Here is a 19,519-nt window from a genome sequence, read left to right as displayed (position 1 = left end):
CCTATTTTCAAGCGCCACGTAAATATGAGTTTAACTCTCTTGTTTTTAATCACCTGGCTGGGCTATACGGCCGCAGACGCTTTCATGGGTTAGAGCGCACAGTAATCGCCAGGATATTTTCCGTGACCATATTGAAATCATTTTTGGCCGTCTCGGGCCTTTGTGCCGCACTCGGCTTCGCTGTGACGACAGCCTCAGCGGCTTCGACCAGCTATCCATTGACTATCGATAATTGCGGCAGCAAGGTCACGTTCCAAAAAGCTCCGGAGCGCGCGATCGGGCTCGGACAGAATAGTGCCGAAATCCTTCTTCTGCTCGGTCTCGAGGGCAAAATGGTTGGCACCGCCTTTTGGCCGAGCAAGGTTCTCCCGCAGCTCGCCGACGCCAATGCCAAGGTCAAGCTCCTGACCGTCGAGTTCCCCACTTTTGAATCGATCCTTTCCGAAAATCCCGATTTCGTCGCCGCCGCCCTGCCAAGCCTGATGGGGCCGAACAGCAAGGTCGCCAAGCGTGAGGATTTCGAAAAGGTCGGCATCCCGACCTATCTTTCGCCGAGCACATGCCTCAGCACCGCTGTGGTCAAGGACCAATATGGCAGCCGCGCCCAGCTCTGGAACATGGACCTTCTCTACAGGGAGATCGACGAGCTCTCGCAGATCTTTAATGTGCCCGACCGCGGGCAGGCCCTGATTGCCGATTTCAGGGCACGTGAAGCGGCTCTGCGCTCGACCGTGTCGAAAGATGGCAGAAAGCTCTCCTATGTCTTCTGGTTTTCCAGCCAGTCGCCCTCCTCCGACGCCTATCTTGGCGGCAAGAACAGTGCATCCGGATTTATCGCCGATCTGCTTGGCGGCCGTAACGCGATTACGGCAGAGGCGGAATGGCCGACGCTCGGCTGGGAGAGCATCATCGCCGCCAACCCGGACGTCATTGTCGTCGCCAGCCTTGATCGCAATCGCTGGGAACTCGACAAGCCGGAAGCCAAGATCAAGTTTCTCACCGCCGATCCCGCCGTCAGCCAGCTTCCTGCGGTCAAGAACAAGGCCATCGTCGTCATGGACGGCCAGGCAATGAACCCGACCATCCGGACGATCTATGGCGCCGAGCAGGTCGCCCAGCAACTCAAGGCGCTTGGCCTCCTGAAGTGACCGCCACTTATCGGACCCTCAGGCAGCTGGCCGCTATCGGCCTGCTGCTTTTCGCTTCTCTTGCGGCGATCAGCCTGATTATCGGTGTCAGCGTCGGTATCGGCGACCTGCCGATCCCGCTGTCGACGACCTTCCATGCCGTCACCAACAAGCTGGGATGGACGGGGATCGAACTTAACCGCATCCACGAAACGGTGATCTGGGACTATCGCCTCAGTCGGGCATTGGTGGCTGCTTTCTGCGGAGCCGGCCTGGCGCTATCGGGAGCGATCATGCAGTCGCTCCTTCGAAATCCACTTGCCGAACCCTATGTGCTCGGCATTTCAGCGGGCGCTTCGATCGGCGCCGTGGCAATCGTCATATTGGGTGTCGGCGCTGGCGCCGTTTCGCTCTCGGCCGGGGCCTTTGCCGGCGCATTTACAGCCTTTCTCTTCGTCGCTCTCTTGTCAAACGGCACACGAGGCGGCGCTGATCGCACGATCCTTGCCGGCGTTGCCGCCTCTCAGCTGTTCAACGCCGCAACGTCCTATATCGTGACGACATCGGGAAATGCACAGCAAGCGCGCGATGTGATGTTCTGGCTACTCGGTAGTTTCGGCGGCGTCCGCTGGCCGGAATTCATGCTGGTTTCAACCATTGTCAACTTAGGTCTAGCCGCCTGCCTGCTTAACGCGCGCGTCCTCGATGCATTCGCCTTTGGTGATGAGGCGGCCTCGTCGCTTGGCGTTAATGTCGGGCGAGCGCGCATCGGATTCTTCGCACTGACCGCGATGATGACGGCAACGATCGTGAGCATGGTCGGTTCGATTGGATTTGTCGGTCTCGTCGTGCCGCATGTGGCGCGCTTCGTCGTCGGGCCGCTCCATGTCCGGCTGCTGCCGGCCTGCGCCATCGTCGGAGCAATCTTCATGGTGCTGGCGGATATCGCCTCGCGCCTCCTCATCCCCCAACAAGTTCTACCGATCGGGGTGGTCACGGCACTGGTGGGCGTTCCCTTCTTCTCGATCATTCTCTACCGGTTCCAGCGCGCATCATGAGCATCAAGGCCGACAACATCATCTGGAAAATCGGCGCGAGGACCATTCTCGATGGGGTCTCCTTCGAGGTGCCGGCCGGCAAGATGCTGGGCCTGCTCGGACCCAACGGCTCCGGCAAGACTTCGCTTCTGCGCCTGCTTGCCGGATTGAAACGACCGAATTCCGGCCGCATCATCCTTGAGCAAAAGGATCTTCGGCAGATGCCTCGCCGTTCGATCGCAAAGCGTATCGCCTTCGTCGAACAGCACAGTACCACCGACGCCAATCTCAAGGTCATCGATGTGGTAAAGCTCGGTCGATTTCCGCATCGATCGATGTTTTCAGGCTGGACCTCGGCGGACGACGAGGCTGTCGAAAACGCACTTGAACGCACCGGCATGATGGGGAAACGCAACGACCGATGGCAGAGCCTGTCGGGCGGAGAAAAGCAGCGCACCCATATCGCACGAGCCCTGGCACAGGCGCCGAAGGAACTCATCCTCGATGAACCAACCAACCATCTCGATATCCAGCATCAGATTAGCCTGATGCGGTTGGTTGCCGGCTTGCCGGTCACCAGCATCATCGCACTTCACGATCTCAACCATGCCGCCATGTTCTGCGACCGGCTGATCATCATGCAGCAGGGCAAGATCGTTGCCACCGGCACCCCGCAAGATGTGCTGACCGAAGATCTCTTAGGCGACGTCTTCGCCGTGGAAGCACGGGTCGAGACCTCACGCCATCATGGGCGGCCTCACGTTCATTACCTTCGATGAAACGCGACGGGCCTCGATTGATAGCCATAAAACGGCCAGCCATCGCCATGACCTTCTCACTCCGTCGCCACGACGAATGCTCGTCAGAGAAAAATCATCAGGAAGATGTTGACCTGCTCGTTCGCGTCACCGAACTACTGCTTGTCGATGAAATCGTGCAGCTGCGACGCAAGCCCGAAGACCAACAAGGCTGAGACGCCATATAGATCAGCAACCGGAGATCTCAGCCCTCATCGTCTTGGGCGCCGAAACGAGATTTTTCGACGCCGGTTGAATTCGGCCCTAAAAGGCGTCGCCCGTTTCCTGCCAACCACGAAGCAAAGCAAACAACTCGTCGCGATCCTTCTCGTCGAGGCGTGGCAGGCCGGGAACGCGGACCGGCCCGACATTCAAGCCGGAATATGTGACCGCCTCCTTGACCACGGTGACGTTTGCCCCATTGCGGAACTTGGTGCGCATGCGCTCGAAGGGTTCGAGCTTGTTGACTATGGCCCGCGCAGCGGCAAAATCGCCTTTCACCAGGGCCGCGTGAACGGCAAGCGACAGCTTTGGTGCCACGTTGACGAGCCCGGAGGTGAAACCCCGCGCCCCAGCCGCCGCAAAGGTCGGCGCCCAGCTTTCGGCCAGACCGCAAACGAACAGTGCACCATTGGGGTCAGAAGCGGCGATCGCCCGCGTCAGCAACATCAGGTCCGTCGTCGCAAACTTGATGCCGGCAATATTGCCGTGGCCGGCCAGTCGAACCATGTCGTCGACGCTGAAGCCATCGGCACGGACATAGGCAACCAGTGGCAGGGGCGAAGCCTCCGCCAGGTCGCGGAAATAGTCGATCTGCGAAGCAGGAGCGGCGAAGGGATCCACGGGTTGATGGGACATTACCGCCGAGGCACCGATGGAGGCGGCATCCTTGGCCATGCGGATCGCCTCGCGCAACGAGCGGCCGATTGCCGCCGTGACCGGCGCTTTGCCATCGACGCCTGATATCGCAGCTTCGTGGACGCGGCAGATTTCCTCTGGCGTCAGCGCATAGAACTCGCCGGTGTTGCCTGCCGCAACGATGTTGTGAATGCCGGCGGCAGCCACGCGCTGATAGACCCTGGCGGTCACGCGCGGTTCTACCTCGCCGCTTCCATCATAGGCCGTCACTGGAACGCCGGATACGCCGGTCAGCGCCTGCCGCATGGTTTCAATGCTCATCTTCTTAACCCTTACCCTCATCACCTGCCGAGGTGGAAGCGAGGAAGCTTCAAGAAGCCGGTCGCTTCACTCTCACCTCATCCAATGTCCTAGACGCCCTGGAACATGCGGGCGCGTGCATTCAATATGTGTCGCTTCATGGCATCGTGCGCTTCGGTCTCCTGACGCGCAAAGATTGCTTGCACGATCACCGCATGCTCATCCTGGACGCTGCGGATCTGTTCAGCCGTCCGCTTGAGGCTGAGACTGCGGGTCACGGAATGACCAATGGCAAAATGCGGCCGGAACAATTCGCGAGCCGTAATATGGAATTGATTGCCGGTCGCGATCGCAATCGCATCGTGCAATTCCTGATCCTCTTCCGCACCGAGCCTGCCCTCACGAAGACACTGTTCAATCTTCTGCAGCGCGGCCATAATGCGATCCTTGTCGGCAGGCTGCCAGTTACGTGCAGCGAGCTCTGCAGCCTCGGCTTCAAGCCCGGCGCGAAATTCGAAGAAGCGCTGGACATCGGCGAGCGATCCGACCGGCACCATCTTCAGGACCGAGGAATCGGGCCTTTGCCTGACATAGGAACCTGACCCCTTGCGCGAGACGATCAAACCGTCGGCGCGAAGCCGTTCCAAAGCGTCGCGCACCACGGGCCGTGAGGCGCCGAACATCTCTGCGAGCTTCGCTTCCGCGGGCAGTCGTTCGTTTACCGGAAACGTTCCGTCCGCAATCATGGCGACGATCCTCTCGTAGATGATGTCGCCGAAGCGCGTCGCGCCCGTACCGGAATCGTTGGCGACAGAGAGTTTCATCATCGTCCTTCGTGAATGCCGACCGGCGACAGCCATAGCGCATTTCCTGCGCGACAGGGCTACTAAATCTGTAAATATCTGTCAACTCTTGTAATTATCTGAGAACATAATATGGTCTCGACGCTGCGCCAGAGGGGTGCATCGCGGCGGGTTGGGAGCTTGTCGCATCGGCAGAGGCACAGTCCGGCCGAGGTTCAATTGGGAGGGATTCGATGCGCGATGAAATATTGTCTCGCGGCGTGAGCAGACGCGCCGTCCTCGGAGGCATGGCAGGAATGGCCGCCCTATCTTTGGCCGGCCGCGCCAGCGCTGCTGACACCGGTGGCGAGGCGCCTGCCTTGGCGCAACTCGTCAAGGACGGCAAGCTGCCGGCGCTGGCGGACCGACTGCCGAAAAAGCCGATGGTCGTCACCCCTTACGAGAAGGTCGGCAGTTATGGTGGCACGTTGCGACGCGGCCTGCGCGGCTCATCCGACCATAACGGCATTCTGCGCATGGTAGGCAATCAGAGCCTGGTGCGCTGGAATCTTGAGTTCACCCAGGTGCTGCCGAACCTTGCCGAGCACTGGGACGTCAATGCCGACGCCACGCAATTCACCTTCTATCTCATCCAGGGCGCGCGCTGGTCTGACGGCCATCCGTTCACAGCCGACGATGTGGTCTTCGCCATCGAAGACTGCGTCAAGAATACCAATCTCTACAGCGCGACGCCGGCACAACTGACCGTCGCCGGCAAGGCCGTCGATGTCACGAAGATCGACGACTACACGGTGAAATTCACCTTTGCTGCACCGAATGCACTCTATCTCGAAAATCTGGCGACGCCGCTCGGCCAGCATCCGACGCTGTTTCCGAAGCACTATTGCAGCCAGTTCCTGCCGAAATACAATCCGAACGTGGCAGAAGACGCGAAAAAGGCCGGTGCCAGCAGCTGGGCCGAACTCTTCCGTGCACGCTGCGGCGATATCGAAATTCCGTCGCGCTGGGGCAATCCCGATAAACCGACGCTCGATCCTTGGGTCGTCAAGGAACCCTATAGCGGCGGCGCCACCCGCGTCGTCATGACCCGCAACCCTTATTTTTGGCAGGTCGACACGGCCGGCAACCAGCTTCCCTATGTCGACGAGATCAATTTCGGCATCTCGCAGGACGTGGAATCTCTGATGCTGAATGTCATTTCCGGCAAGATCGATATCCAGGAACGTCACATCAGCGTGCTCGCGAACAAGCCGACACTTTCGCAGAACATGAAGAAAGGTGACTATCGCCTTCTAACTCTTATTCCTTCGAGCTCGCAGCAATGCCAGATCTACTTCAACATTACCCATAAAGATCCCGCTATGCGCAAGATGTTTGCCGACAAATCGGTCAGGCAGGCGCTCTCACTCGGGATCAATCGGCAGGAAATCATCGACATCGTCTACTTTGGCCAAAGCCAGAGCTACCAGGCTGGGCCGCGACCGGAGCATCCCTGGTACAATGAGAAGTATGCCCGCCAATTCACCGGCTACGATCCGGACAAGGCAGGCGCCATGCTCGATCAAGCCGGTTACGGCAAAAAGGATGCGAACGGCTTCCGTCTGAGACCGGACGGTCAAAAGATGTTCTTCGCCATCGATGTCATTCCGACCCTCTATCCCGATCTGGTCGACGCACTTGAACTGGTGAAGGCACATTGGGCGCAGATCGGCGTCGACATGAAGGTCAATACGATCGAGCGGGCGCTCTACTACACCCGCGGCGACGACAACGCCCATGATGCCCAGGTCTGGCCGGGGCCCGGCGGTCTCGATCCCATGCTCGATCCGCGCGATTTCTTCGCCTTCCATCCGCAGGGTTCGCGCTACGCCATTCCATGGTCGGTCTGGTACACCTCGAACGGCAAGCAGGGCGAGGAGCCGCCGGAAAGCCAGAAGAAGCGCATGAAACTTTTCGACGAGGCGCGCTCGACGGCCGATCTGGAAAAGCGCGGCGCCGTCATGAAGCAGATCTTCGACATCGCCGCCGAAGAGTTTGAAACCGTTGGGCTTTGCCTTGCCGTCGGCGGCTTCGGTATCATCCGCAACAACCTGCACAATGTTCCGGAGAAGCAGCCGGATAGCTGGTCCTGGCCCAATCCAGGACCGGCCATGCCGCAGCAATTCTTCTTCACCAGCTGATCACAATGATCCTGCGCCGTCCGCAAAGGGCGGCGCTCTCCTTCATGCGAAGCTGCCCAAGGCAGCGTTCAATGCGAGAAATAGCCATGCTGGTCTTTATCGCCAAACGTCTCTTATGGATGATCCCATCCCTGTTTGCCATCAGCTTCCTCGCCTTCGTGCTGATCCAGCTGCCGCCCGGCGACTATGTGACCACTTATATCGCCACGCTTGCCTCCTCGAATGAAGTGATCGACCAGAACATGGCCGCGGAATTGCGCGAGCGCTTCGGTCTCGATCAGCCAATGATCATCCAATATATCAAATGGATGTGGGGCATTCTTTCGCGCGGTGATTTCGGCATTTCGTTCGAATGGCAGCAGCCCGTCTCCGGCCTCATCTGGGAGCGCATGGCGCTGACGCTCGTGCTGGCGCTTGCGACCCTGATCGCCACCTGGGCGATCGCGCTTCCGATCGGCGTCTATTCCGCCGTCAGGAAATACTCGATCGGCGATTATTTCTTTACCGCCTTCACCTTTCTCGGGCTTGCCATCCCCTCCTTCCTGCTGGCGCTGGCGCTGATGTATGTCGCCGCGGTCGAGTTCGGTCAGGATGTCGGCGGCCTGTTCTCCTCCGAATTCGAGACAGCCCCCTGGAGCATCGCCAAGATGCTGAACCTCCTGTCGCATCTCTGGTTGCCGGTGATCATTCTCGCAGTCTCCTCGACGGCAAGCCTGATCCGCGTCATGCGCGCCAATATGCTCGATGAGCTACCAAAGCCCTATGTGACGACCGCCCGCGCGAAAGGCCTGTCGGAGTTCCGGCTGCTGGTGAAATATCCGCTGCGCATCGCGCTCAATCCGTTCATCTCGACAATTGCCTGGCTGCTGCCAAATCTCATTTCGGGGTCCGTCGTCGTGGCGATCGTTCTCAATCTGCCAACGGCAGCACCTCTGCTGCTGCAGGCCCTGATGGCGCAGGACATGTATCTCGCCGGTGCCTTCGTGCTGCTGATCTGTGCGCTGACGCTGATCGGGTCACTCATCAGCGACATCCTGCTTGCCCTCGTCGATCCCCGCATCCGGTTGGAATAGGAGCAGCCCATGACCGATACTGCCGTTACAAACCTGCGCCCTGACCGCAACGCGGTCGCCTCGCAATGGCAGCTGATCTGGTGGGCATTCCGCCGCCACAAGCTCGCCATGGCCGCCCTCGTCGTCACCGTGGTGATGTATGTCGTCGCGATCCTGCCTGGGTTCTTTGCGATCAACGATCCCAATCAGCAAAACGCGCGCGCAACCTTCCATCCGCCGCAAAGGGTCCATTTCATCGATACGGCTAACGGCTTCTCTATCGGGCTGCACTACTACCCGCTGAAGCTGACTCGCGACCCGGAAACGCTCGCGGCAATCTTCAAGGAAGATACCTCGAAGCGCGTCGCCATCAGCCTGTTCGGGCGCGGCTACGAATATTCCGTGCTGGGTCTCTTCACGAGCAACATCCATCTGCTGGCATCCTCGGACAAATCGACGCCTCTTTTGTTGTTCGGAGCCGATCGGCTCGGCCGCGACGTCTTCAGCCGCACCGTCCAAGGCGCACAGATTTCGCTGTCGATCGGTCTGGTCGGCGTGTTCTTTTCGCTTCTGCTCGGTATCGTTCTTGGAGGAATTTCAGGCTATTACGGCGGAAAGCTCGACTTCTTCATCCAACGCTTGATCGACTTCGTGCTGTCCCTGCCTACTATCCCGATCTGGCTCGCCATGGCGGCGGCCCTGCCGCAAGGCTGGCCGGCAGCGCTGCAATATATGATGATCACAATCATCCTGCCGCTGACTGGCTGGGCGCAGCTTGCCCGCGTCGTACGCGGTCGTTTCCTGTCGCTGCGAACGGAAGAATTCGTCGCTGCAGCAAGGCTCGATGGCGCCAGCGAGGGGCGCATCATCTTCCGCCATATGCTGCCGAGCTTCGCCAGCCACATCATTGCTTCTATCACGCTTGCAGTGCCGGCGATGATCCTGGCCGAGACGTCCCTCTCCTTCCTAGGGCTCGGCCTGCAGCCGCCGACCGTCTCCTGGGGCGTGCTGTTGCGCGAGGCGCAAAACATCCGCTCGATCGCCACAGCACCATGGCTCTTCCTGCCGGGGGTCGCCGTCGTCATCGCCGTGATGGCTCTGAACCTTCTCGGCGATGGCCTGCGTGACGCGGCCGATCCCTACAACAAATGAGGCGGGCATGACCGATATCGTTTCAATGAGTACCGCCCGCCCGCTGCTGCAGGTCAAGAATCTCACTGTCGACTTTCCCTTGCGAACCGGCACATTTCGCGCGGTCGACAACCTCTCCTTCTCCATCGAGTCTGGAAAGACACTTTGCGTCGTCGGGGAAAGCGGCTCGGGCAAATCTGTCACCGCACGCTCGATCCTCCAGATCGTCGATTCCCCCGGACGCATCACCGGCGGTTCGATCATCCTGAATGGCGCCGGCGGCAATTCGGTGGATCTCGTCAAGCTCAACCCGCGCGGGCGCCAGATCAGGTCGATCCGCGGGCACGACATCGCCATGATCTTTCAGGAGCCGATGGCATCGCTCTCGCCAGTCCACACGGTCGGCGACCAGATCATGGAAGCACTGCGCCTCCATACAAAAATGAGCAAGGCCGAAGCGCGCGCCGAGACGATCTCGCTTCTGAAACAGGTGGAAATCCCCTCGCCGGAAAGGGCTATAGACCGCTACGCTTTTCAATATTCGGGCGGCATGCGGCAACGCGCCATGATCGCCATGGCGCTTGCCTGCAAGCCGCAGCTCCTGATCGCCGACGAGCCGACGACGGCGCTCGACGTGACGACGCAGGCCGAGATCCTCGATCTCATTGCCCGGCTGCAGAAGGCCAAAGGCATGGCGGTGCTGTTCATCACCCACGACATGGGCGTGGTCGCCCAGATCGCTGACGACGTGCTCGTCATGCATAATGGTGTCGTCAAGGAGTACGGGCCGGTCGAGCAGATCTTCCATGCGCCGAAGGATGATTATACGCGCATGCTGATCGGCTCGGTGCTGAAGCTCGAAAGGAAGGCCGAAATCCGGTTGGCACGCCCGCCGCTCGACAGAGCCGCGGCTCCGATCCTTGAATTGCGCAACGTGTCGATGGCCTTCAGCGAAGTCCGCGCCCTCAATGATGTCTCGATCTCGCTTTTGCCGCGCGAAACGCTCGGAATCGTCGGCGAGAGTGGATCAGGCAAAACGACGATGGGCCGTTCGATCATGCGTCTTATCGACCCAACTGCCGGGGAAATCCTTTATCGTGGCTCCGATGGCGGCGTCACGGATCTGGCAAGCGCGAAAGGGACAACTCTTGCGGCCGCCCGCCGCGAACTGCGCATGGTGTTTCAGGATCCCTTCGGCTCCCTCAATCCGCGCATGACCGTCTCGCAGATCATCGGTGAGCCGTTGCTCGTCAACGGCATTGTCAAGGGCCGGGCACTCGATGAACGCGTTTGCCATCTGATGGAGCAAGTCGGGCTCGATCCAAGGTCGCGCGAGCGCTATCCGCATGCCTTCTCCGGCGGTCAGCGCCAGCGCATCGGTATTGCCCGCGCCATAACCCTCAATCCACGGGTGATCGTCGCCGACGAGGCGACGTCGGCTCTTGACGTTTCCGTACGCTCCCAGGTGCTTGATCTATTGATGCGCCTGCAGGACGAACTCGGTCTTGCCTATATCTTCATCAGCCACGATATCGGCGTCATCCGTTACATGTGCGACCGCGTCGGCGTCATGTACAAGGGGCGCTTGGTCGAGGTCGGTGATGCCGACAAGGTCTGCAACGCACCCGAACATGCCTATACGCAAGCGCTGATCTCAGCGATCCCGCGCCCCGATCCTCGCGATCGGGATCGTTCGCGGCGCTTCCGCTATGTCGAGCCCGAAACCGTGAAGAACGGCAGTGCCGCATGAGGCTCTCGATCGACATTGCCCCGGAACGCATTCGCCACCGATCCGACTTCGGTTCGACGTGGCGACGATTTCCTGACCTGCAGCACCTCCCATGCCGCATCCATAATCATCGATAGAAGGAAAGTAAGATGAAGATCGACCGCATGCGGATATTCATGACCCGCGACAAGGATCGTCCGCGCGTCATCGTGGCACTGGATACGGATGACGGACTGACCGGCTGGGGCGAATGCTACAATCACGGCCCCGATTTGGCACTGCCGCCGATCCTCGACTATCTCTATGGCTTTATCGCCGGCCAGGACCCAAGCCGCATCGACTATCTCATCAACCTGCTGATCCAGCAAAGCCGCTTCCCGCCCGGCGCCCTTGGACTTTCAGCGATCTCCGCGCTCGACCATTGCCTCTGGGACCTCTCGGCAAAAGCCCTCAATGTTCCGGTCTACAAGCTGCTCGGCGGCGCGGTGCGTGATCGCATCAAGGTCTATGCCGGCGTCTATACCGCACCGGATGCTCCGGCAGCGCGCGAAGAGTTTGATCGCCTGAATGCCGAATGGGGCTTTACCGCGTTCAAGCTCAGCCCATGGCGCATCGACATGCATGCTCATCGCTGGGGCAATGTCGTCAAGGCATCGGCCGACTACTTCCGCTCGCTGCGCGAAACCGTGCGTGACGATTATGAGATCGCCTTCGATGCGCACGCCAAGATCTTCGAGCCGGTCGCTGCGCGTCAGCTCGGCAATGCGCTCGCACCTTATGATCCGCTCTTCTACGAGGAGCCCCTTCGGCCAGAGAATATCGAGATGTGGGGTGAATTGAAGCAAGGCCTCAATTGCGTCTTGGCGACCGGTGAATCCCTTTATAACCGCAATGAGTTTCTGCGCCTGCTGCAGGTCAAGGGCGCCGACCTGATCCAGCCCGATATCTGCGTCGTCGGCGGCATCAGCGAGATGCGGCGCATTGCGACGATCGCCGAGGCGCATTTCGTCGGTGTTGCTCCACACAATCCGATGGGCCCGCTGGCAACCGCCGTCAATGTGCATTTCTCGGCCGCCGCGCAGAACTTCAAGATCCTCGAATACCGGCTGCCGAAGGGCCAGGCCTATGTCTACGGCGGCAACGAGGTCGAGCAGAGACAGGGAGAAACGCGCTACGTCGTCGACCCCTACCTGCCGAAGGACGGCTATCTGGAGCTTCGGCCCGATCGACCTGGCTGGGGCGTCGATATGGACGAAAAGGCGATGGAAGAGGAAGGCTATATCCATTGGCAGCGGCGCGTGCCTAAGCGTCCCGACGGATCCTATGCCTTTGCCTGACGATCTCTGAATGCACTGCCGACAAATGCAGGAATTGCTATCATCGATTTGAGAGGAGCGGCCTTTTGGCCGCTTTTTTCATTTCAAGCGTGTCAAGCTTGCGGTGTCTGCGAACCAAACCTGGCCGCAACACGATCAAGCAGAATGAGCACGCCTCCAAGAGCCAGGAACAATACGCCCAGGAACGCCATATTGATCAGAACGGCTTGCAGACCGATGTCGCGCACGTCCAAAAAAGGATAGGGATAAAAGCGCGATAATTGACCGTGCACGAGCGAGTACACCGAGTAGAGCGCCGGAAATAACAACCACCAAATCGCATTGCGCCAGTCGAGCCTGTTACGCTCGACAAGGAATATCCAATCGAACGCAGCCAATAAAGGGATGCAATAGTGAAGTATCTGATCGCCCCGCAGCTGCCAGCCGCTCGGATGCCAGACATCTTTTAGCAGCCAGGCATAGATGCCGCCGGCGACCCCGACATATATGAGCAGAGCGGTCTTTGTCGAGGAACGGCTCGCCCATCGCCCAAATGCCAATGACGGTGCGATCTCCGCCGACAGCAGCACAACGGCAAACAGAATGTTCGCCTGGATCGTAAAGTAGCTGAGAAAATTCGTCGTCAACGTCAATCGCGAGACATGCGCTGCCGGTGTAATGGCAACATATGATATGACGACACCTGACAGCGCCAGCAACGCGATCGCCCAGCGGTAAAGGCGGACTGAAGCTCTCATGGACATCGTGGACTCGCAAAACTCTAAGGCAACCGAGCGGCCCACGAAAAGCAAAAGATTTACGCGGCCGTGCGGTCAAATCGACAGAGCCTGTCTCTAGCGCATCAACTCCAAAATCGGAATCTATTTTCGGCTCGATGGCTGAGGATCGTCGGGCACCTATGTGCAAAGCCACTCAAAATGAGCCTCTGCATTCCGGGCAAAAAATGCGATGTATGATTCAACCAAAACCGCTCATGCGATTACCTCAGGGATTAAAATGCGCCGCTTTCTGCTTTCCTCTTTCCTGGCGATCCTCACCGCGTCCGCAGCATCCGCCCAACAAGCGGATCACTATACGGCGACGAGCAATACAGCCATGAGCATCACCGGCGACGTCTGGCTGGACGATTTCAGCATCAAGTTCGAAAATGGCGAGGTGCTCGAATTCTCCGACCTCGTCGCCGATCATTTCAGCGTCGATGGCCGAACCGTGCCGGCATCGGTCTATCGCGTCAAAGAACCCGCCGATCCGGAGTTGCAGAATGGCAATCAACTCTGCGGCTCCGGCGACGTCACTTTCGTCGCGTCGTGGGCTGGTGGATCGGAAATGACGGCAATTGCCGTCTTCACGAGCAAGCGCGCGCCCAAGAGCAGCGCTGAAATGTGCGCACTTTATAACTATGAGGACCCCAAATAGAGTTCGATCAGATAGGCGCTATGGCTTAGGTGGGTTTTACCCGGGTTATGGGGAAGGATTGAGCTGGCGGCAGGCCGAGCGTTAGAATGCGAAGTCTTCCTGCGCAAAACAGCCCGGCTACATGCTGGGGCTGGCTGCATCGGTTTGTTTCCGAGTTCGTATTCACGCGACTTCTTGCAGTGCAAGTTCTCGAGGGCCGTGCGATGCCGGCCCTCGAGAGGTTGCGTCGATCACGCTGCGAACTGGTTCATCGTGTTGTGCTCGCCACCGGCCTTTAGCGCAGCCTCGCCGGAGAAGTAGTGCTTATGGTCGTCACCGATGTCGGAGCCGGACATGTTCTGGTGCTTGACGCATGCGATGCCCTGCCGGATTTCCTGACGCTGAACCCCGGCGACATAGCCGAGCATGCCTTGGTCGCCGAAGTACTCCTTGGCCAGATTGTCGGTCGAGAGAGCCGCCGTGTGATAGGTCGGAAGGGTGATCAGATGATGGAAGATGCCAGCGCGGGCGGCTGCATCCCGCTGGAAAGTTCTGATCTTTTCGTCCGCCTCGGCCGCCAGCTCGGTTTCATCATATTCTACGCTCATCAACCTGGCTCGATCATAAGCCGTAACGTCCCTGCCCCCCTGCTTCCACGCGTCAAAGACCTGCTGGCGGAAGTTTAGCGTCCAGTTGAACGAAGGCGAATTGTTGTAGACCAGCTTCGCATTGGGAATGGCCTCGCGCACCCGGTCGACCATTCCGGCGATCTGCTCGATATGAGGCTTCTCCGTTTCGATCCACAACAGATCGGCGCCGTTCTGCAGGGCGTTGATGCAATCGAGCACGCAGCGGTCTTCACCCGTACCCGGGCGGAACTGGAAGAGGTTGGAACGCAACCGCTTTGGCCGGACAAGCTTGCCGCCGCGATTGATGACGACATCGCCGTTTAGGCTTGTCGCATCGGCAATCTCCTCACAATCAAGGAAAGAATTGTACTGGTCGCCGATATCTCCCTCTCTGGCGCTGAAAGCGATTTGCTTCGTCAGGCCGGCGCCGAGCGAATCCGTGCGGGCAACGATGACGCCATCATCGACGCCGAGCTCGAGGAAGGCGTAGCGGCAGGCGCGGATCTTGGCGACGAAATCCTCGTGCGGAACCGTGACCTTGCCGTCCTGGTGGCCGCACTGCTTTTCGTCGGACACCTGGTTTTCGATCTGCAGGGCGCAGGCACCGGCCTCGATCATCTTCTTGGCAAGAAGATAGGTCGCCTCGGCGTTGCCGAAGCCCGCATCGATATCGGCAATGATCGGGACGACATGCGTCTGAAAATTGGCGACCTGATGCTTGAGATTGGCTTCGCGGACGCCTTCGCCGGCGGCGCGTGCCTTGTCCATCTCGCGGAAGAGCATGCCGAGCTCACGTGCATCGGCCTGGCGCAGGAAGGTATAGAGCTCCTCGATCAGCGCCGGAACGGAAGTCTTCTCATGCATCGACTGGTCCGGCAGCGGGCCGAACTCCGATCGCAATGCTGCGACCATCCAGCCAGAGAGATAGAGATAGCGACGTTCGGTGGAACCGAAGTGCTTCTTGATGGAAATGATCTTCTGCTGACCGATAAAACCGTGCCAGCAGCCGAGCGATTGTGTGTATTTCGCCGGATCGCGATCATAAGCTTCCATATCCTTGCGCATGATGGCGGCCGTGTAGCGGGCGATGTCCAGGCCTGTGCGGAACCGGTTCTGCAGGCGCATGCGGGCGACCGCTTCAGCCGTAACCCCAGTCCATTGCGGGTTCGACCCGATCAGCTTCCCGGCGCTTTCGATCAAGCTTTCGTACGACATGGTTCCTCCAAATTCGTCATGTTGCGATGCAAAAGACATATGACGGGATTTTCCCTCATGGGAGAGCAAACGAAGTCAACGTGTCAAACTTTACAAAGATATCTTGTAATGTTGTAATGCCGCTGCACTGGGAGGAGATCGCGTGGAAAAGCAAGGCGTCTATCTTGGACCGCGGCTGCGTCGCCTGCGGCGCGACCTGGGCCTCACACAGGCGGACATGGCCGCGGATCTGGATATATCACCGTCCTATATCGCGCTGATGGAGCGCAACCAAAGGCCCGTTACCGCCGAAACGCTCTTGCGGCTGGCAAAGGCCTACAAGATTGATTTCAATGAATTCGCCAATGATGCGGGGCCTGATCTGGCAAGCCGGTTGCAGGCGGTGGTGCGCGATCCGATCCTGGCGGATATCGATTTTGGCTCGCTGGAAATTACCGATGTCGCCCATAGCTTTCCCGGCTTTGCGGAAGCCATGCTGCGGCTTCACGCGGCCTATAAGGAGGAGCAATTCGCCATCGCCGATTACAGGCAGGGAGCGTTGGAAGACGGCATCGCCGGCGATCCGGTGGCTGCGGTTCGCAACTTCCTTTCAGCGCGGAGGAACTGCTTCCCGCTGCTCGATGCTACCTCCGAAAAACTGTCTGCCAAAATCGCCGAAACGGGCGGGCTTGTCGCCTATCTGAAAACACAGCACGGTCTGCGCGTCCGGCGCATGCCGTCCGATGTCATGACCGGCTCGCTGCGACGGCTCGACTGGCACCGAAAAGACCTGCTGCTGGATGAAGCGCTTGATGTCGCCAGCCAGAATTTCCAATTGGCGCAACAGCTTGCCTACCTGGAATTCGAGCAGGACATTCAGGCGGCGGTCAATGAAGCCAAATTCGAGAATGACAATAGCCGTCGGCTGGCACATAGGGCGCTGGCGGCCTACTGCGCCGCCGCCATTATCATGCCCTATGCGGCCTTCGCCCGAGCCGCCGAGAACCGGCGCTATGACATTGACATGCTGTCGCGGCAGTTCGGTACCAGCTTCGAGCAGACGGCACATCGTATGACGACGCTGCAGAAGCCGGGACAGGAGCGCATTCCCTTTTTCTTCATCCGCGTGGATGCCGCCGGCAATGTTTCAAAACGGCTGAACAGCGGTACCTTTCCCTTTGCCCGCCATGGCGGAGGCTGTCCGCTGTGGAGCGTTCATCAGGTTTTCACCACCCCGCGCCGGATCGTGACCCAGTGGCTCGAATTGCCGGACGGCCAGCGCTTCTTTTCGATCGCGCGCACGGTGACCTCCGGGGGCGGAGGTTATAATATGGCGACCGTCGAGAGAGCGGTCGCCCTGGTCTGCGAGGCTCAATATGCCGAACGGCTCGTCTATAGCCGCAACCACCAGCAGGCAAATTCTCCAACGCCAATCGGAATTGCCTGCCGTCTCTGTCATAGGACGGCGTGCACCTCACGCTCGGAGCCACCCATTGGCCGGCAAATTCTCGCCGACACGTTCCGCCGGCCTGAAGCGCCTTTCGGTTTTTCCGATTCATAGGGCGATGGAACCGCACCGCTTCGCCGAATCTGAGGATCGGGATACCTCTCCATGGCCGACGATACATTGTCAGACGAGAACGTCATGGCCTTCACGTCCATCCGATATCCCAAAGGGCGAGATCATCGCAGAAACTTCCGGCACATTTTCTTAAAGCGAGACTGCTTCCTCGCTGAGAAAGCGCTGGAGACGCGGCACGATGAAATCGAGGAAGACGCGGACGCGTTGGGGCATTCGCGCGCCGCCGAGAAAGACGGCGTGTATCTCTTCCTGATCGGGCTCGATGGCGTCGGAGAGAACCTCGACCAGACGACCGGCGGCAAGGTCGGCTCGCACATGATAGTCACCCATGCGCGCCAGCCCCACACCGGCGAGCGCCATGCGTCTGACCGTCTCGCCATTATTGGCAAGCAGCGAGCCCTTCACCACGCGGTCGACGATCCGCCCGCTTTCCTTGAGCGGCCAGACCGGAGCGAGACGACGGAAGTTGAAACCCAGGCAATTGTGCCGGGAGAGATCCTCGACCTTGCGCGGTGTCCCGTATCGGTCGAGATAGGCAGGCGAAGCCACGATCTTTCGGCGAGCCGTGCCGATGTGACGGGCGACCATGCCGGAATCGGGGAGCCGTCCCACCCGGAACGCGATGTCGGTCCGGTCTAGATAAAGATCGACGATCTCGTCCGACAACGAGAGATCGATAACGATATTGGGATAGGCGCCCCAGAATTCCGGCAATAGCGGCTCCAGGCCCAGTACTCCGAGCGCAACCGAGACGTTGACCCGGATCGTGCCGTCAGTCGCGGCAGCCCCCTGGGACAGCTCCCGCTCGATCAGATCGAGGTCCTGGAGGAGCGCCTGGCTGCGCTCGTAATAGATTTGCCCTTCGGCGGTCAGCGACAAGCGCCTTGTGGAGCGTTCGACAAGGCGCACGCCGAGCCGTGCCTCCACGCGCGAGATCAGCTTGCTGACGGTCGACGGAGTCATGCGCAGCAGCCGTGCCGCTTCGGAAAAACTCCTTGTCTCCACCACGCGCAGGAACACCTGCATCTCTCCGGTCCGGTTGTCCATGGCCGCCTCATCTATGATTTTATTTCACAAATGATGTGGAAATCGGACGGATTATCAAGCCCGAACCGGCGCTTTATTTAATCCCTCATGACAAACACATCCGCACTCGACCTCATCCGCGTTCCCAAACGCATGACCCTCGGCATCGAATTGCCGCTTGATAATGACTGGTCGCCGGCCGGCGAAGCACGCCGCGTCGCCTCGGGCCGCCCGCATGGCGTTCCGGATCTTAGCGCCCAGGCCGATCTGGTCCGCAAAGCCGAAAACCTCGGCTTCTCGGCGGTATGGATGCGCGACGTCCCCGTCTTTGATCAGGTCAATATGGGCGACGCCGGCTCCATCCACGACGTCTTCGTCCTGCTCGGCTATCTCGCCGGCATCACCCGGCGCATAGCGCTTGGCACGGCCGCGGTCGTGTTGCCGATCCGCCATCCGATGATGATCGCCAAGGCGGCAGCCTCCGTCGACGCGCTGTCGAATGGCCGGCTGATCCTCGGCGTCGCTTCGGGCGACCGGCCTGTCGAATACCCGCTTCTCGGGCTCGATTTCGAAAAGCGCGGCGAGATGTTCAGGCAGACGGTGGAGTATATCCGCGCCGCCTGGCAGCTCGGCGGTTTGCCCGTCAATGGCAAACGCGTTCCGCAGCTCGACCTTCTGCCCCGGCCGGCGCAGTCAACCATTCCTCTGGTGGTCGCCGGTCAGGCCCAGCAGGAAGACGCCTGGCTTGCGGCATATATGGATGGCCGCTTCGTCTATCCGAACGGTGTCGATCGCCTGCGTGCCCAGGCCGCAGGCTGGGCGGAAGCGACGGCGGACCGCGCAGCCTTCATCAGCGCGTTCCACCTCGATCTCGACAGCGACGCCTCAGCACCGCTCATGCCGATCCGCTTCGGCGCTCGGGGAGGCCGTCACGCCATTCTTACCCATTTCCGGGCGCTGGCCGACGCAGGCGTCGACCATCTCGCGATCAACCTTCGGCAGTCGCGGCGCGCGCCGGCCGAAGTTCTCGATGAAATCGCGTCCGACATCATGCCGGCGCTCAACCAGTGCAATGCGGCCAAAGCCGCCTGACGTTTTCAAAGGAGGTGACATGAAAGAGGCGGCCTCCACGGATAGAACGGATCACTGAGATGCAGATGATGATCGAGGGACAGTCACACCTCCAGCCTTTCGGCTTACCTTATTGGGGTTTTGAAGATCTCAACAAGGGAGTTGGAAGCATGACTGCCTCTTATGATTACCATATCGGTGTCGACTACCACAAATCCTACAGCCATCTGGTGGTGCAGGACAGTAGCGGCAAGACGTTGCGCTCTGGCCG

General features: G+C 59.5%; 17 protein-coding genes and 1 pseudogene. 13 read left to right on the top strand and 5 right to left on the bottom strand.

The window, feature by feature from the left end; translation table 11 throughout:
• Positions 1-122 precede the first annotated feature (122 nt).
• Genes QD409_RS17205 through QD409_RS17190 form a run of 4 tightly spaced genes read left to right on the top strand, consistent with a single transcriptional unit; the run spans position 123 to position 3,137 of the window.
• Positions 123-1,148: an ABC transporter substrate-binding protein gene (locus QD409_RS17205; RefSeq protein WP_092854642.1), complete on the top strand. Its 1,026-nt coding sequence runs from the start codon at positions 123-125 to the stop codon at positions 1,146-1,148.
• Positions 1,145-2,185 carry a FecCD family ABC transporter permease gene (locus QD409_RS17200; protein ID WP_430763213.1) on the top strand — a complete coding sequence of 347 codons (1,041 nt, stop codon included), beginning with the start codon at positions 1,145-1,147 and terminating at the stop codon, positions 2,183-2,185. Before QD409_RS17205 ends, QD409_RS17200 begins: the two co-directional genes overlap by 4 nt.
• The gene (locus QD409_RS17195) at positions 2,182-2,943 is read left to right on the top strand and encodes an ABC transporter ATP-binding protein (RefSeq protein WP_430763212.1); all 762 of its coding nucleotides are present in this window, start codon (positions 2,182-2,184) and stop codon (positions 2,941-2,943) included. Before QD409_RS17200 ends, QD409_RS17195 begins: the two co-directional genes overlap by 4 nt.
• The gene (locus tag QD409_RS17190) at positions 2,940-3,137 is read left to right on the top strand and encodes a hypothetical protein (protein WP_430763211.1); all 198 of its coding nucleotides are present in this window, start codon (positions 2,940-2,942) and stop codon (positions 3,135-3,137) included. The genes QD409_RS17195 and QD409_RS17190 overlap by 4 nt, the downstream gene beginning before the upstream one ends.
• Before the next feature lie 88 nt (positions 3,138-3,225).
• On the opposite strand, the gene QD409_RS17185 is transcribed toward QD409_RS17190, so the two are convergent.
• Positions 3,226-4,140: a dihydrodipicolinate synthase family protein gene (locus tag QD409_RS17185; RefSeq protein WP_092854636.1), complete on the bottom strand. Its 915-nt coding sequence runs from the start codon at positions 4,138-4,140 to the stop codon at positions 3,226-3,228.
• 89 nt (positions 4,141-4,229) lie between these two features.
• Positions 4,230-4,943, bottom strand: coding sequence for a FadR/GntR family transcriptional regulator (locus QD409_RS17180; protein ID WP_092854712.1), 714 nt, complete (start codon positions 4,941-4,943; stop codon positions 4,230-4,232).
• Positions 4,944-5,155: 212 nt separating this feature from the next.
• On the opposite strand from QD409_RS17180, the gene QD409_RS17175 reads away from it, so the two are divergent.
• From QD409_RS17175 to QD409_RS17155, 5 genes are all read left to right on the top strand, one after another.
• Entirely contained in the window at positions 5,156-7,102 is a 1,947-nt protein-coding gene (locus QD409_RS17175) for an ABC transporter substrate-binding protein (protein WP_092854634.1), read from the top strand.
• 86 nt (positions 7,103-7,188) lie between these two features.
• Complete coding sequence (locus tag QD409_RS17170) at positions 7,189-8,175, top strand: ABC transporter permease (protein ID WP_092854632.1); 987 nt, start codon at positions 7,189-7,191, stop codon at positions 8,173-8,175.
• Positions 8,176-8,184: 9 nt separating this feature from the next.
• A complete protein-coding gene (locus QD409_RS17165) occupies positions 8,185-9,306 on the top strand; it encodes an ABC transporter permease (protein WP_430763210.1) in 1,122 nt (373 codons plus the stop codon).
• Positions 9,307-9,313: 7 nt separating this feature from the next.
• Positions 9,314-11,035 (top strand): ABC transporter ATP-binding protein, encoded by a 1,722-nt coding sequence (locus tag QD409_RS17160; RefSeq protein WP_092854628.1) that lies wholly within the window; start codon positions 9,314-9,316, stop codon positions 11,033-11,035.
• Between the two features lie 128 nt (positions 11,036-11,163).
• Positions 11,164-12,351: a galactarate dehydratase gene (locus QD409_RS17155; RefSeq protein WP_092854627.1), complete on the top strand. Its 1,188-nt coding sequence runs from the start codon at positions 11,164-11,166 to the stop codon at positions 12,349-12,351.
• A 92-nt stretch (positions 12,352-12,443) separates the two neighbouring features.
• On the opposite strand, the gene QD409_RS17150 is transcribed toward QD409_RS17155, so the two are convergent.
• Positions 12,444-13,049: a Pr6Pr family membrane protein gene (locus QD409_RS17150; protein WP_245298143.1), complete on the bottom strand. Its 606-nt coding sequence runs from the start codon at positions 13,047-13,049 to the stop codon at positions 12,444-12,446.
• Positions 13,050-13,347: 298 nt separating this feature from the next.
• On the opposite strand from QD409_RS17150, the gene QD409_RS17145 reads away from it, so the two are divergent.
• Positions 13,348-13,767, top strand: a complete 420-nt coding sequence (locus QD409_RS17145; protein WP_245298100.1) for a hypothetical protein — start codon at positions 13,348-13,350, stop codon at positions 13,765-13,767.
• Positions 13,768-13,997: 230 nt separating this feature from the next.
• On the opposite strand, the gene QD409_RS17140 is transcribed toward QD409_RS17145, so the two are convergent.
• On the bottom strand, positions 13,998-15,590 hold the full coding sequence (locus QD409_RS17140) for an isocitrate lyase (protein ID WP_092853171.1): 1,593 nt from the start codon (positions 15,588-15,590) through the stop codon (positions 13,998-14,000).
• Between the two features lie 142 nt (positions 15,591-15,732).
• Between QD409_RS17140 and QD409_RS17135 the strand changes: the two genes are divergently transcribed.
• The gene (locus QD409_RS17135; RefSeq protein WP_430763209.1) at positions 15,733-17,130 is read left to right on the top strand and encodes a helix-turn-helix domain-containing protein; all 1,398 of its coding nucleotides are present in this window, start codon (positions 15,733-15,735) and stop codon (positions 17,128-17,130) included.
• A gap of 150 nt (positions 17,131-17,280) precedes the next feature.
• On the opposite strand, the gene QD409_RS17130 is transcribed toward QD409_RS17135, so the two are convergent.
• A complete protein-coding gene (locus tag QD409_RS17130) occupies positions 17,281-18,198 on the bottom strand; it encodes a LysR family transcriptional regulator (RefSeq protein ID WP_092853030.1) in 918 nt (305 codons plus the stop codon).
• A gap of 87 nt (positions 18,199-18,285) precedes the next feature.
• Here QD409_RS17130 and QD409_RS17125 point away from each other — a divergent pair, with 87 nt between their 5' ends.
• Entirely contained in the window at positions 18,286-19,269 is a 984-nt protein-coding gene (locus QD409_RS17125) for a TIGR03571 family LLM class oxidoreductase (RefSeq protein ID WP_430763208.1), read from the top strand.
• A gap of 59 nt (positions 19,270-19,328) precedes the next feature.
• Positions 19,329-19,519: pseudogene (locus tag QD409_RS17120) on the top strand (IS110 family transposase); the annotation flags it as partial.

Source organism: Rhizobium sp. BR 315, assembly GCF_050577975.1.
GTDB classification, from domain to species: Bacteria; Pseudomonadota; Alphaproteobacteria; order Rhizobiales; family Rhizobiaceae; genus Rhizobium; species Rhizobium miluonense.
This window is presented reverse-complemented; position numbering and strand designations above follow the sequence as displayed.

What these genes read in the sequence shown, in the direction of transcription:
- QD409_RS17155 (WP_092854627.1), top strand. Translation starts at nt 11,164, where the DNA reads ATGAAGATCGACCGCATGCGGATATTCATGACCCGCGACAAGGATCGT.
- QD409_RS17130 (WP_092853030.1), bottom strand. Translation starts at nt 18,198, where the DNA reads ATGGACAACCGGACCGGAGAGATGCAGGTGTTCCTGCGCGTGGTGGAG.
- QD409_RS17170 (WP_092854632.1), top strand. Translation starts at nt 7,189, where the DNA reads ATGCTGGTCTTTATCGCCAAACGTCTCTTATGGATGATCCCATCCCTG.
- QD409_RS17140 (WP_092853171.1), bottom strand. Translation starts at nt 15,590, where the DNA reads ATGTCGTACGAAAGCTTGATCGAAAGCGCCGGGAAGCTGATCGGGTCG.
- QD409_RS17185 (WP_092854636.1), bottom strand. Translation starts at nt 4,140, where the DNA reads ATGAGCATTGAAACCATGCGGCAGGCGCTGACCGGCGTATCCGGCGTT.
- QD409_RS17195 (WP_430763212.1), top strand. Translation starts at nt 2,182, where the DNA reads ATGAGCATCAAGGCCGACAACATCATCTGGAAAATCGGCGCGAGGACC.
- QD409_RS17190 (WP_430763211.1), top strand. Translation starts at nt 2,940, where the DNA reads ATGAAACGCGACGGGCCTCGATTGATAGCCATAAAACGGCCAGCCATC.
- QD409_RS17180 (WP_092854712.1), bottom strand. Translation starts at nt 4,943, where the DNA reads ATGAAACTCTCTGTCGCCAACGATTCCGGTACGGGCGCGACGCGCTTC.
- QD409_RS17125 (WP_430763208.1), top strand. Translation starts at nt 18,286, where the DNA reads ATGACAAACACATCCGCACTCGACCTCATCCGCGTTCCCAAACGCATG.
- QD409_RS17165 (WP_430763210.1), top strand. Translation starts at nt 8,185, where the DNA reads ATGACCGATACTGCCGTTACAAACCTGCGCCCTGACCGCAACGCGGTC.
- QD409_RS17145 (WP_245298100.1), top strand. Translation starts at nt 13,348, where the DNA reads ATGCGCCGCTTTCTGCTTTCCTCTTTCCTGGCGATCCTCACCGCGTCC.
- QD409_RS17160 (WP_092854628.1), top strand. Translation starts at nt 9,314, where the DNA reads ATGACCGATATCGTTTCAATGAGTACCGCCCGCCCGCTGCTGCAGGTC.
- QD409_RS17175 (WP_092854634.1), top strand. Translation starts at nt 5,156, where the DNA reads ATGCGCGATGAAATATTGTCTCGCGGCGTGAGCAGACGCGCCGTCCTC.